The sequence below is a fragment of the Agrococcus pavilionensis RW1 genome (assembly GCF_000400485.1).
Lineage (GTDB): Bacteria > Actinomycetota > Actinomycetes > Actinomycetales > Microbacteriaceae > Agrococcus > Agrococcus pavilionensis.
The window spans coordinates 49423-62525 of sequence record NZ_ASHR01000017.1 but is presented as its reverse complement, the minus strand read 5'-3'; the positions used below and the strand labels follow the sequence as shown (position 1 = coordinate 62525).

At 71.2% G+C, this 13103-nt stretch carries 9 protein-coding genes; 2 read left to right on the top strand and 7 right to left on the bottom strand.

The window, feature by feature from the left end; translation table 11 throughout:
* Positions 1–1701, bottom strand: a complete 1701-nt coding sequence (locus tag L332_RS20535; RefSeq protein ID WP_021010144.1) for an ABC transporter ATP-binding protein — start codon at positions 1699–1701, stop codon at positions 1–3.
* Between the two features lie 74 nt (positions 1702–1775).
* Here L332_RS20535 and L332_RS0114990 point away from each other — a divergent pair, with 74 nt between their 5' ends.
* Entirely contained in the window at positions 1776–2360 is a 585-nt protein-coding gene (locus tag L332_RS0114990; protein WP_021010143.1) for a PH domain-containing protein, read from the top strand.
* A 7-nt stretch (positions 2361–2367) separates the two neighbouring features.
* Here the strand turns inward: L332_RS0114990 and L332_RS20530 are convergent, their stop codons facing one another.
* From L332_RS20530 to L332_RS20520, 3 genes are all read right to left on the bottom strand, one after another.
* Complete coding sequence (locus tag L332_RS20530) at positions 2368–3513, bottom strand: ABC transporter permease (protein ID WP_021010142.1); 1146 nt, start codon at positions 3511–3513, stop codon at positions 2368–2370.
* Positions 3513–5084, bottom strand: coding sequence for an ABC transporter permease (locus L332_RS20525; RefSeq protein ID WP_021010141.1), 1572 nt, complete (start codon positions 5082–5084; stop codon positions 3513–3515). The genes L332_RS20530 and L332_RS20525 overlap by 1 nt, the downstream gene beginning before the upstream one ends.
* Before the next feature lie 162 nt (positions 5085–5246).
* Complete coding sequence (locus tag L332_RS20520) at positions 5247–7079, bottom strand: ABC transporter family substrate-binding protein (protein WP_021010140.1); 1833 nt, start codon at positions 7077–7079, stop codon at positions 5247–5249.
* A gap of 217 nt (positions 7080–7296) precedes the next feature.
* On the opposite strand from L332_RS20520, the gene L332_RS20515 reads away from it, so the two are divergent.
* The gene (locus tag L332_RS20515) at positions 7297–8076 is read left to right on the top strand and encodes a CPBP family intramembrane glutamic endopeptidase (protein WP_031223446.1); all 780 of its coding nucleotides are present in this window, start codon (positions 7297–7299) and stop codon (positions 8074–8076) included.
* Positions 8077–8080: 4 nt separating this feature from the next.
* On the opposite strand, the gene L332_RS20510 is transcribed toward L332_RS20515, so the two are convergent.
* From L332_RS20510 to gcvH, 3 genes are read right to left on the bottom strand one after another with little or no spacing between them, the layout of a single operon-like run.
* Positions 8081–9886, bottom strand: a complete 1806-nt coding sequence (locus tag L332_RS20510) for an ABC transporter substrate-binding protein (protein ID WP_021010138.1) — start codon at positions 9884–9886, stop codon at positions 8081–8083.
* Positions 9886–12744, bottom strand: a complete 2859-nt coding sequence (gcvP, locus tag L332_RS20505; protein WP_021010137.1) for an aminomethyl-transferring glycine dehydrogenase — start codon at positions 12742–12744, stop codon at positions 9886–9888. The genes L332_RS20510 and gcvP overlap by 1 nt, the downstream gene beginning before the upstream one ends.
* Positions 12744–13103, bottom strand: coding sequence for a glycine cleavage system protein GcvH (gene gcvH, locus L332_RS20500; protein ID WP_021010136.1), 360 nt, complete (start codon positions 13101–13103; stop codon positions 12744–12746). The genes gcvP and gcvH overlap by 1 nt, the downstream gene beginning before the upstream one ends.

The window sequence follows — 13103 nt, the reverse complement described above, 5'->3', positions numbered from 1 at the left end:
TCAGCTCGCCCGGCGCGCCTCCCGGCGCTCGCGCTGAGCGATCGGGTCGGGCAGCGGCACGGCCGAGATGAGGCGCTGCGTGTAGGCCTCCTTCGGCGCGCGCAGGATCTCGTCGCGCGTGCCCTCCTCGACGATGCGGCCCTTCCGCATGACCGCGATGCGGTGGGCGAGCGAGTCGACGACCGCGAGGTCATGGCTGATGAAGAGGCACGCGAACTGCAGCTGCTGCTGGATGTGCGTGAGCAGCTCGAGGAAGCGCGCCTGCACCGACACGTCGAGCGCGCTCGTCGGCTCGTCGGCGATGAGCACCTCCGGCGCGAGCGCGAGCGCGCGCGCGATGCCGACGCGCTGCTTCTGGCCGCCCGAGAGCTCGTGCGGGTAGCGGTTGCGGTACGAGGCGGGCAGCTCGACCGACTCGAGCAGCTCCTGCACGCGCTTGTCGAGCGCCTTCGCGTCGATCGGGTCCTTCGCCGCCCGGCGCGAGAGCAGGATCGGCTCGCCGATCGACTCGCCGATCGGCATGCGCGGGTTGAGCGACGACGACGGATCCTGGAACACGATGCCGGTCTTCTCGCGCAGCGGCCGCAGGTCCTTCATCGACGCCGCCGAGATGTCGTAGCCCGCGACGCTCAGCGTGCCCGACGTGATGGGCAGCAGGCCGATCGCGGCACGGCCGAGGGTCGTCTTGCCCGAGCCGGACTCCCCGACGAGGCCGAGGATCTCGCCCGGGTAGACGGCGAGGTTGATGTCCTCCGCCGCGCGGAACGCGGGCACGCGACCGCGCTTCGGGTACTCGATCACGACATCCGTGAACTTGAGGATCGGCTCGACCGAGTCGGAGACCTTCGACGCCTCGAACGCGCGACCCGTCTGGTCCTCGTGCACGCCGAGGTACGGGACCGCGGCGAGCAGCTCCTTCGTGTACTCGTGCGACGGGCGCTGGAAGACGTCGAGCGACGTGCCGCGGTCGACCATCTCGCCGTTGCGCATGACGATGATGCGGTCGGAGAGGTCGGCGACCACGCCCATGTCGTGGGTGATGAGGATGACGGCGGAGCTCAGCTCGTCCTTCAGCTTGCGCATGAGGTCGAGCACCTCGGCCTGCACCGTGACGTCGAGCGCGGTCGTCGGCTCGTCGGCGATGAGCAGCGACGGGTCGCACGCGAGCGACTGCGCGATCATCGCGCGCTGGCGCTGGCCGCCCGAGAGCTGGTGCGGGTACTTGTTGAACGCCGTCGGCGGGTCGGGGATCTCGACCTTCGCGATGAGCTCGATCGCGCGCTCCTTCGCCGCGTCGGGCGTGAGGTCGAAGTGGCTGCGCAGCGCCTCGACGATCTGGAAGCCGATCGTGTAGACGGGGTTGAGCGCCGTCATCGGCTCCTGGAAGATCACCGCGATCTCGTTGCCGCGGATGTGGCGCATCTCGCGCACCGGGATGCCGAGGATCTCGCGGCCCTTGAGCTTGACCGAGCCGCGCACGCGCGCGTTCGGCGGCAGCAGGCTGATGAGCGCCATCGCGGTCGTCGACTTGCCCGAGCCGGACTCGCCGACGATCGCGAGCACCTCGCCCGCGCGCACCTGGAACTCGGCGTCCTTCACGGCCGGGTAGAACGTGCCGTCGACCCAGAAGTCGACGTTGAGGCCGCTGGCCTCGAGGATGACCTCGCGCTCGGCGATGGGGGCGGCTGCCGTATCGGTCACGGGAGCTCCTCTCCTGCGTAGTCAGGGAAGCAGTGGTGGTCTGCGAAACTGAGTGGATGGCCTATCAGCGAGCGGTGTTCCGATCGTCCTTCGGCAGGGTGATCACGGTGGTGATCGGGATCCTCATGGCGCTCGCGCTCGTGAGCGTCCTGCTCGCCGACGACCCGGCGGCGAGCCTCTGGGTGCTGCCGTGGCCGCTGCTCGGCGCCGCCGTCACGTGGGCCTTCATGTGGCGCCCGCGCGTCGTGGTCGACGGCGAGGGCGTCGCGATCCGCAACCCCTTCGCCGACTGGCACGTGCCGTGGGGCGCCATCAAGCGCATCGACACGAAGTGGGCCCTTGAGCTCACGCTCGAGCGCGGCACCGTGACCGCGTGGGCCGCGCCGGCGCCGAGCCGCTACGGCATCGCCCGCATCACGCGCGAGGACATCCGCCTCGCGCGCGAGTCGAGCACGGTCGGCGGCGGCATCCGCCCCGGCGACTCCGTGCACAGCGTCTCGGGCGCCGCCGCGCACGTCACCCGCGCGCACTGGGAGGAGCTGCGCGACGAGGGCCTGCTCGACGACGCGGCCCGCGCGACGCGCGCGTGGAGCGCGCCGGCGATCGCGGTCGTCGCGGTGCCGGCCCTCCTCGCGGCCGCGGGGCTGCTGCTGCGCTGACCGCACGTCAGTCCCGATCGCGGTCGGGGTTGTCGCCCGCCGTGTCGCCCTCGACGCGCGGCGCGCGGGCGTCGGGCCCCGGCGCCTGCGCTTGGCCGACGCTCGCCGTGGCGCTCATCGCGTCCTCGACCTCGGCACCGCGCAGCGCCGCCGCGTCGGCCGCGGCCGTGTCGGACTTGCGCATCGCGCGCTCCGACGGCATGCGCTTCTGGCGCGGGTCGAACGCGTCGCGCAGGCCGTCGCCGATGAAGTTGATGCACAGCGCGATCGTGATGATGAAGATGCCCGGCCACCAGAACAGCCACGGCCGCGTCTGGAACGCCTCCTGGTTCTGGCTGATGATGAGCCCGAGCGACGTGTCGGGCGCCTGCACGCCGTAGCCGAGGTACGAGAGCGCCGTCTCGGCGAGGATCGCGCCCGCCATGAGCAGCGTCGTGTTGACGATGATGACGCCCATCGCGTTCGGCAGGATGTGCTTGAAGATGATGCGGCCGTTCGAGGCGCCCGCGACGCGCGCCGCGTCGACGAACTCGCGCTCGCGGAGCGTGAGGAACTCGCCGCGCACGAGTCGCGCGAGGCCCGTCCACGAGAACAGGCCGAGCACGATCGCGAGGATGAAGGCGCCGAGCTTCCCGAAGGTCGAGCCGATGACGGCGCCGATCACGATGAACGGGATCGTGATGATGACGTCGGTGAAGCGCATGAGCACGGCGTCGACCCAGCCGCGGAAGAAGCCCGAGAGCGCGCCGATCACGATGCCGATCGTCGCGCCGATGAGGCCGACGAGCACCATGATCATGAGCGACTGCTGCGTGCCGCGCATGACGAGCGCGAACAGGTCCTTGCCGATCGAGTCCTGCCCGAACGGGTGCTCCCACGACGGCACGCCGCCGTTGATGGGGCGCGGATTCTGGGTCCAGTCCCACTGCCACCAGCCGGGCACCCGGACGCCGCCGAACGACAGGCCCACCGAGGTGAAGGCGAGGAGGACGATGAGGGCGAGCACGACCATCGACACGACGGCGCCGACGTGGCGGAAGAACCGCTTCCGGACGATCTGGCCCTGGCTGAGGCCCTCCACCTCCTTGAGCTCGAGGTTCGCCTCGGCATCGGTGATGTGGGGCTCGTTGGTCTGCGGGATGTTCGTGGTCATCAGCTCACCCGGATCCGGGGGTCGAGGGCCGCATAGGCGATGTCGGCCAGCAGGTTGAACAGGAGCGCGAGCGCGCCGGTGACGAGGAAGAACGCCATGACGGGGTTCGGATCGACGCGGTCGAGGCCGTTCTGGAACATCGATCCCATGCCGGTCCAGCCGAACACGCGCTCGGTGATGACCGCGCCGCCGATGATGCCGGCGATGTCGAACGCGACGATCGTCGTGATGGGGATGAGCGCGTTCCGGAACGCGTGCCGCACGATGACCGTGCGCTCGGTGAGGCCCTTCGCGCGAGCCGTGCGGATGTAGTCCTGGTTCATGACCTCGAGCAGGCTCGCGCGGGTGTAGCGCGTGTAGCCGGCGAACGAGATGACCATGAGCGCGATCGACGGCAGCAGCAGGTGCGTGAACGCGTCGACGCCCTGCACGAAGAACGACGACTGCGCGAACCCGGGGTTCGACGCACCGATCGTCGCGATCGGCCGGCCGCGGATGAAGCCCGACTGCGAGTAGGCCTGCCACAGCTGCATGTGGCGGTCGACCACCATGATCGCGAAGACGAGGAACCCGGTCCACGCCGCGATCTTGCGGTTCGCCGCCTTGTTGTCGCCGCCGAAGAGGTGGCCGACCGCGACGCCGAAGAGGATCACCACGAGGAAGCTCGCGATCATGATCCACGCGTTCATCGGCACGACCTGCGGGTTGAACAGGTAGAAGTTCACCGGGTAGTAGAGCGCGATGCCGAGCACCGCCATGCCGAGCGCGATGAAGAGCGAGCGGCGGTTCTTGAGGCCGGTGAGGATCGCCGTGACGAGCAGCGCGACCGTGAGGAAGAGCACCGCGATCGCGAGCAGCGAGAAGTCGAGGCCGAAGACGATGAAGCGGGGGTTGAGGAACCAGCCCGAGACGCTCATGTACCAGAGCAGCAGGCCGCCGGACGCGGCGGCGAGCCCGAACGTGATGAGCTTGCGCTTCACGTCTCCCCCGAGCACCGACATCCAGAACAGTCCGGATGCGAGCGCCACGAGTGCGATGACCCACCAGTGGATCTGCCCGCCCCGCTGCAGCCAGTCGTTCGCGCCGATGGCGAGGAACTGCTTGAGCAGCACCGCGAACCAGAAGATCGGCAGCGAGTAGAAGAGGAAGGAGACGAACGTCACGCCGTAGTCGTAGGCCGAGTACTGGCGCAGCGCCGTCGTGATGCCGATGATGATGCCGAGGATGATGGCGACGAGCGTCGCGACCGTGACGAGGCGGAGCGTCTGGTCCATCGAGTTGAGGAGCACGTCGAGCACGGGCTGCTGCTGGATGGTCATGCCGAAGTCGCACTGGCCGATGAAGCAGCCGGCGATGCCGCCGAGCCAGATGAAGTAGCGCAGCGGCGGCGGCACGTCGAGGTGCAGCAAGCGGATGCGGGCTTCGATGAGCTGCGCCGTGTTGGGCGTCTGGACTCCGCGCAGATCCTCGAGCGGGTCTCCCGAGAGGGCGACCATGTTGTACATGAGGAAGGTCGCGGCGAGCAGGATGAGCACCGCTGCGATCAGGCGCCTGACGATGAATGTCGCCACCGGTTCGCCTCCTTGGTTTCCGGTTCGGGATGGGTCCGCTCACGCTGATCGAGCGCGTCGGAAGACTTCATGCGAGAGGCGCCGGGCCAGGCGGCCCGGCGCCTCTCTGCCTGAAGGCCACATCACACTAGCAGTGGATGCGACCCCCGGCGGTCGGGGGGATCAGCCCTCCGAGACGTTCGTCTCGGTCGGGGTCCAGTCCCACACGTTCCAGAACACCGTCGGCGCGAGCGGCGACGAGTCGATGCCCGAGACGCGGTCGGAGAACGCGGTGACCTCGGGGAACTGGAAGATGGTGATGCCGAACGCGTCCTCGACGAGGATGCGGTCGATCTCCTTGAGCAGCTCCAGCTGGCGCTCCTCGTCGACGGTCACGTTGAGCTCCTGCACGACCGCGTCCATCTCGGGGTTCGAGTAGAACGACAGGTTGTTGATGCCGCCCGTCTCGAAGTTCGGGCCGACCGAGGCGACGCCGAGCGACGTCGACTGCCAGCCGAACAGCGAGGCGTCGTAGACGCCCGGAGCACCGAGGAGGCCGCCCCACTCGGGCGACGAGCAGTCGGTGACCGACCAGCCGGCCTGAGCGGCCGACTCGCGGATGAGCTCGAACTCCGACACGCGGCGCGGGTTCGTCGAGGCGAACAGGAGGCAGACCTCCGTGCCCTCGGCGAGACCGGCCTGCTCGCGCAGCGCCGTGGCCTGCTCGATGTCGACCTCGGCGTACATGTCGAGGATGCCCGACTCCTCGACCGACTCGTCGTAGCCGTTCGCGCCCGGGACGAAGACCGCGGAGTTGCGGACCGTGGCCTCGGGGTTGAGGGGCTTGATGAGGCGGTCGACGATCTCCTGGCGCGGGATCGTCATGAGGAACGACTGGCGAGCTTCGAGCGTCGAGAAGACGCCCGGGTTCTTCGACTGGTCGAACTGGAGGTCGACGTGCTCGTACGTCGCGCCCTCGCCGTAGTTGACCGTGATGCCATCGGTGCCCTCGAGGGCAGCGCGGACGTCAGGCGTCGCCTGCGGCTGGATGACGTCGACGTCGCCGTTCTGGAGCGCCGTCACCGCCGCCATGGCGTCGGTGATGAAGCGGACCGTGATGGTCTCGACCTGCGGCTGGTGGTCGCCGACGTAGTTCTCGTTCGCCTGCAGGGTGATGTACTGGTCGGCGACGAAGTCGGTGATCTGGTACGGGCCGTTGGCGGTGAGCACCGACGTGTCGGACGGCATCTCCGTGAAGTTGAAGCCGGTGTTCCACTCTGCGGCGAGCTGGCCGATGACCTCGGTGTCCTCGTTCGCGATCGCGTCGAGGACGGCCTGCTTGGCCTCCATGGCGTCCTCGATGCCGAGGGCGCGCTGCGCGATGACGTGAGCCGGCAGGCCCGCCTGGAACGCGAGCTCCCAGTCGACGTAGAAGTCGGAGTACGTCATGAGGATGCCGCGGCCGTCCTCGTTGACCTCCGGCGCCTCGCGGACGAGGCCGACGCCCGAGTCAGGCGTGGCGCCCGAGTCGAAGAAGACCGTGCCCTCGGGGAACTCGGTCGTGAACTCGCCGGTCTCCGGGTCCTGGAACTCGGCCGGGTCGAAGTCGGCCGTGTTGAACGCGCCCGAGAGGGCGGCCCAGTTGAGCATCATGTCCGCGGCGTCGACCGGGACCTCGTCGCTCCACTGCACGTCCTCGTTGATCGTGTACTGCACCTGCAGCGGGTCCTCGGAGACCAGCTCGTAGGTGCCGAACGACTCGTCGCGCTGCAGCTCCGGGGTGTTGTCGTAGTAGTTGAACCCCGAGTAGGTCATGTAGTTGATGTTGTTGTTCGCCGTCGCGTTGCCGAACGACGTGTTGCCGTTGGCCGAGTAGAACGGCTGGTTCCACGCGACGGTGATCGAGGTGCCCTCGACGATCTCCGCTCCCGGCGCCTGTGCAGGCGTGCAAGCGGAGAGGACGAGTGCTCCCGTTGCGAGCAGCACGCCGCCCGCAGCGAATCGCTTGATCCTCAATGTTCCTCCTGTGCAAGGTGAGCGCGCGGCCAGGAAGCCGCAGTGCTCTGGATGAGTGCCACCTTAGGCCCCGCTCAAGCGCTCATCGGCGCCGAACCTCGGATCGTTACCAACTCGACGCAGAATCGTGATCCTCGCGCGAGCCCCGCCCGCGGCGCTCGCATCGTGCGCGAGCGGCGCGCGCACGCCCGGATCGTGCCGACCGTACGCTGAGGAGGTGACCGACCCCATCCGCCCAGGCGAGCCTTCGCGACGCCGGCTGCAGTGGGAGCTCGCGATCGTGCTGCTGCTCTCGCTCGGCGGCAGCGCGCTGTGGTCGGTGCTGCAGTTCGCCGACGTCTCGACGCGCGAGGCGCCGATCGGCGAGCAGTCGGTCGCGCTCAACCCCGCCCGCTCGGATCGTGCGTGGCTCGACCTCGCCTACCAGCTGACCGGCATCGCGCTCGACCTCGTGCCGGTCGCGCTCGTGTGCTGGCTGCTGTGGCGCGCCCGGCCGCCGCGGCTCGGCGCGCTCGGCATCGACGGCACCCGCCCTGCCCGCGACGCGCTCTCGGGGCTCGCGCTCGTCGCCGTCATCGGCGTGCCGGGGCTCGCGCTCTACCTCGCGGGGCGCTCGCTCGGCATGACGGTGAACGTCGTGCCCTCGCCGCTCGACGCGCACTGGTTCACCGTGCCGGTGCTGCTGCTGTCGGCGCTGCGCGCCGGGCTCACCGAGGAGGTCATCGTCGTCGGCTACCTCTTCGAGCGGCTGCGGCGGCTCGGCTGGGGCACGTGGCCGATCATCGTCGCCGCGGCGCTGCTGCGCGGCGTCTACCACCTCTACCAGGGCGTGCCCGGGATGGTCGGCAACATCGCGATGGGGCTCGTGTTCGGCTGGCTCTACGCGCGCACGGGCAGGCTCGTGCCGCTCATCGTCGCGCACACGCTCATCGACGTCGCCGTCTTCGTCGGCTACCCGTGGGCCTACGCGACGTTCCCGGGCCTGTTCGCGAGCTGACCGGTCACGGCGTCGCCGCTCCCCCGTCGATGCCCCACTCCCACGCGTTCCAGGTGAGGGATGCGTGACCGGGCCTGGGCGAGACGCCCTGCACCTCGGCGGCGCTCACGGTGAGCCGGGTCGGCTCGATGAGCGGCAGCGCGAGCGCGTCGGCGACGAGCGAGGCCTCGATCGCGAGCAGCGTCTCCTCGAGCGCCTCGGGGTCGCCGGTCGCGAGCGCCTCGTCGAGCAGGAGCTCGCGCTCGGGGTCGGCGAGCGCCGTGAGCCCGCCGTCGCGCCACCGCTCGACGACGGCCGCGGCGTCGGCGGGCGCGTCGACGCGGTGGAGCACCGCGTGCCAGTCCTGCTCCTCCAGCCCGGCGGCGAGGTCGTCGACGCCGCAGTCGACGACGGCCCAGCCCGCCTCGGCCGCTTGGGCCGCGAGCGCGGGCAGCGCCGCCGCGGCGAAGGCGTCCGCGCTGTCGTACCGCACGCAGATCGACGTGCCTGCCGCGATGCCCATCGAGTCGCGCTCCGCGATCGCGAGGTCGACGTCGCGCCCGCCGAAGGCCTGCGGGAAGCCAGCGTCCTCGAGCGCGTAGTCGTAGAGGCGCGTGCCCGGGAGGAACAGCAGCGCATCGACGCCGCTCGCCTCGGCGGCGCGCTCGCCGAGCGCGGCCTCGGCGAGGCCGCGGCGGTCGATCGAGTGGAGGAGGGACGCGCGCGCCTCGGTCGACTGCAGCGGCGCGCGATCCGTGCGGAGCGTGAGCTCCCAACGGCTCCCGTCGCCGTGCTCGGCGAGGGTCGCGCCGTCGCGGTCGAGGTCGCGCACCGCGGTGCGGTCGGCCTCGGTCGGCACGACGGTCGCGATGTCGACCTCGCCGGCCGAGAGCGCGGCGAGCGCGGCCGCGTCGTCGGCGACCGACCGCAGCGCGATGCGCTCGATCGCGGCGCCCTGCGCGCCGACGTAGCGGTCGTTCGCGACGAGCTCGACCCGGCCGTCCCTCACCTCCTCGACGCGGTACGGGCCCGACGAGACGAGCACGTCGGGATCGGAGGCGGCCGGGTCGATCGCGAGCGCCGTGCTCCACGCTGCCGCGAGCGGCGCGAGCGCGAGCGGGTCGGCGCGGTCGATCGCGTCGAGCACGCGCTGCTTCGCCTCCATCGGGTCGCGCACGCCGAACACGCGCTGCCCGAGCACGTGCGCGGGCACCGCGACCGGCAGCGCCGTGCGCCAGTCGGGCACGGGCTGCTCGAAGGCGACGTCGATCGAGCGCGCCCAGTCGTCGCGCGCGGGCCGCTCGCTCGCGAGCGCCATGCCCCCGGAATCGGCGACGTCGAACCACACCTCGCTCGCGCCGAGCTCGATCGAGCCGTCCGGCGCGCGGCGCTCCTCGACCTCGAGGCCGTCGGTCGAGAGCGCGTTGGACGTCGCCGCCCACGCGAGCATGAGGTCGGCCGCGTCGAGCGGCACGCCGTCCGACCAGCGCACGCCGTCGGCGACGTCGTAGCGCACGGCGAAGCCCGCGCCATCGACGACGGTCGCGGTGCCGAACGAGGGGTCGGCGCGGTGCTCGCCTTCGGCATCCACCACGAAGAACGCGCCGCGCGTCATCGCCGCGACGTCGCGGTTGCCCTCGGTCGCGCCGCGCGTGCTCGAGGCGTTCGCATCGGTGAGCTCGCCGCTCCACGCGACCTCGACGCTCGTGCCGGGCTGCACGCGCGGCGTGACATCGGGGCCGCACGCGCTGAGCGCGAGCGCGGCGATCGCCGCCACGGCCGTCGCGACGACGGTCCGGGCGGCGATCGGGCGGCGACCGCGGGCCGGCATCAGGCGAAGGCCTCCACCGGCGGGCAGCTGCAGACGATGTTGCGATCGCCGTACGCCTGGTCGACGCGCGCGACCGGCGGCCAGTACTTCGCCCGCTCGATGCCGGGCACGGGGAACACCGCCTGCTCGCGGGAGTAGGGGCGGTCCCACTCGCCGTGCACGATCGAGCCGGGCGTGTGCGGGGCGCGGCGCAGGGCGCTCTCGTCGAGCGGCACCTCGCCGCGGCCGATCGCGTCGGCCTCCGCCTTGATCGCGATCATGGCGTCGACGAAGCGGTCGAGCTCGGCGAGGTCCTCCGACTCGGTCGGCTCGACCATGAGCGTGCCCGCGACGGGGAACGACATCGTCGGCGCGTGGAAGCCGAAGTCGACGAGCCGCTTCGCGACGTCGTCGTTCGTGACGCCCGTCGCCTCCTTGAGCGGGCGGAGGTCGAGGATGCACTCGTGCGCGACGAGGCCGTGCTCGCCCGTGTAGAGCACCGGGTAGTGCTCGCGCAGGCGCGTCGCGATGTAGTTCGCGGCGAGCACGGCGCTCGCGGTCGCCTTCGTGAGGCCCTCGAGCCCCATCATGCGCACGTACGCCCACGAGATCGGCAGGATCGACGCCGAGCCCCACGGCGCGGCCGAGATCGGGTTCGCGCCGATGCGCACGCCGTCGATCTCCTGCCACTCCTCGCGCGGGTCGCGCGGCAGGAACGGCGCGAGGTGCGCCTTCGCCGCGACGGGACCGACGCCGGGGCCGCCGCCGCCGTGCGGGATGCAGAACGTCTTGTGCAGGTTGAGGTGCGAGACGTCGCCGCCCATGTCGCCGAAGGTCGCGTGGCCGAGGAGCGCGTTGAGGTTCGCGCCGTCGATGTAGACCTGGCCGCCGGCCTCGTGCACGAGGTCGGTGATGCGGCGGATCTCGGACTCGTAGACGCCGTGCGTCGACGGGTAGGTGATCATGAGCGCCGCGAGCTGCCCCGCGTGCGTGCCGATCTTGGCCTCGAGGTCGTCGACGTCGACATCGCCGTTCCCGCGCGTCGCGACAACGACGACGCGCATGCCGGCGAGCACGGCGCTCGCCGCGTTCGTGCCATGCGCCGAAGCGGGGATGAGCACGACGTCGCGGTGGCCGTCGTCGCGCGAGTCGTGCCAGCCGCGGATGGCCATGAGGCCCGCGAGCTCGCCCTGCGCGCCCGAATTGGGCTGCAGCGAGACGGTGTCGTAGCCGGTGATGCGCGCGAGCCACTCGCCGAGCTGGTCGATGAGGGCGAGCGAGCCCTCGGCGTCCTCGAGCGGGCCGTACGGGTGCGGCTGCGAGAACTCGGGCCACGTGATGGCCTCCATCTCGGCGGCGGCGTTGAGCTTCATCGTGCACGAGCCGAGCGGGATCATGCCCCGGTCGAGCGCGTAGTCGCGGTCGGAGAGCCGCTTCGCGTAGCGCATGAGCCGCGTCTCGGAGCGGTGCGCGTGGAAGACCTCGTGCGTCATGAACTCGCTCTCGCGCGCGAGCGTCGCCGGGATCGCCCGATCCCCGGTGCCTGCATCGGCGGGGCCCGCGTCGGCGAGCCCGAGCGCGGGCAGCAGCGCGTCGAGGCGCACCCCCGTGCCGAGCTCGGCCCACGTCTCGTCGAACGCGACGTGCAGGGTGTCGTCGTCGACGACGTGCACGAGGATGCCCGCGTCGGCCGCGCTCGACTGCAGCTCGCGCGCCCGGCCGGGCACGCGCATCCGCACGGTGTCGAAGAAGCGCTCGTGGACGAGCTCGATGCCCGCCTCTCGCGCCGCGCGGGCGAAGCGCGTCGCGACCGCGTGGACGCCCTCGGCGATCGCGGTGATGCCGTCGGGCCCGTGGTAGACGCCGTACATCGACGCCATGACGGCGAGCAGGACCTGTGCGGTGCAGATGTTGCTCGTCGCCTTCTCGCGGCGGATGTGCTGCTCGCGGGTCTGGAGCGTCAGGCGGTAGGCGGGATAGCCCTCGGCGTCGACCGAGACGCCGACGAGGCGGCCCGGCATCTGGCGCGTGAGCTGCTCGGCGACGGCCATGAAGCCCGCGTGCGGCCCGCCGAAGCCCATCGGCACGCCGAAGCGCTGCGACGAGCCGACGACGATGCGCGCGCCCTGGTGGCCGGGCGCCTCGATGAGCGCGAGCGCGAGGAGGTCGGCGGCGGCGACCGGCACGCCGCCCATCGCGGCCGAGGCGGCGAAGATGCCGCGCGCGTCCCACACGAGGCCGGATGCGCCGGGCAGCTGCGCGACGACGCCGAACGAGTCGGGGAGGTCGGCGGGGTCGGTCGTCGCGAGCGGCAGCTCGACGAGCTCGATGCCCGTGCGGTGCGCGCGGTGGCGGAGGAGCGCCCGCGACTGCGGCAGGAGGTCGGTGTCGACGACGAAGACGGACGAGGCCGACTTCGAGGCGCGGCGCGCGAGCAGCATCGCCTCGACGACCGCGGTGCCCTCGTCGAGCATCGAGGCGTTCGCGATGTCGAGGCCCGCGAGGTCGGCGACCATCGTCTGGAAGTTGATGAGCGCCTCGAGCCGGCCCTGGCTGATCTCGGGCTGGTAGGGCGTGTAGGCCGTGTACCACGAGGGGTTCTCGAGGATGAGGCGCTTGATCGGCGCGGGCGTGACGGTGCCGGCGTAGCCGAGGCCGATCGCGGAGTGCCGCACGCGGTTGCGCGACGCGAGCGCGCGCAGCTCGGCGAGCGCTTGCGTCTCGGTCGCCGCCTCGCCGATCCCGGTGCCGGCCGAGCGGATGCCCGCGGGCACCGCGGCGTCCATGAGCGCCTCGAGCGAGTCGAAGCCGACGGCGCTGAGCATGCGCTCCTGCGCCGCCGCATCGGTGCCGATGTGGCGGTCGACGAAGGGGCGCATCAGGCGGTGAGCTCTCGGTAGGCGGCCTCGTCGAGCAGCTCCGGCTCCTCCGTGAAGCGCACCTTGACGAGCCAGCCCGCGCCCTCGGCGGCGGAGTTCACGAGGGTCGGGTCGCCCGCGACCTCGTCGTTGACCTCGACGACCTCGCCGGCGGCAGGCACGATGAGCTCGCCCACCGACTTCGTCGACTCGATCTCGCCGATCGCCTCGCCGGCCGCGAAGGAGCGGCCGACGCCGGGCAGGTCGACGAACACGACGTCGCCGAGCGCCGACTGCGCGTAGTCGGTGATGCCGATCGTGGCGACGTCGCCCTCGATGCGGATCCACTCGTGGTCGGCGGTGTACTTGGTCTCGCTCAT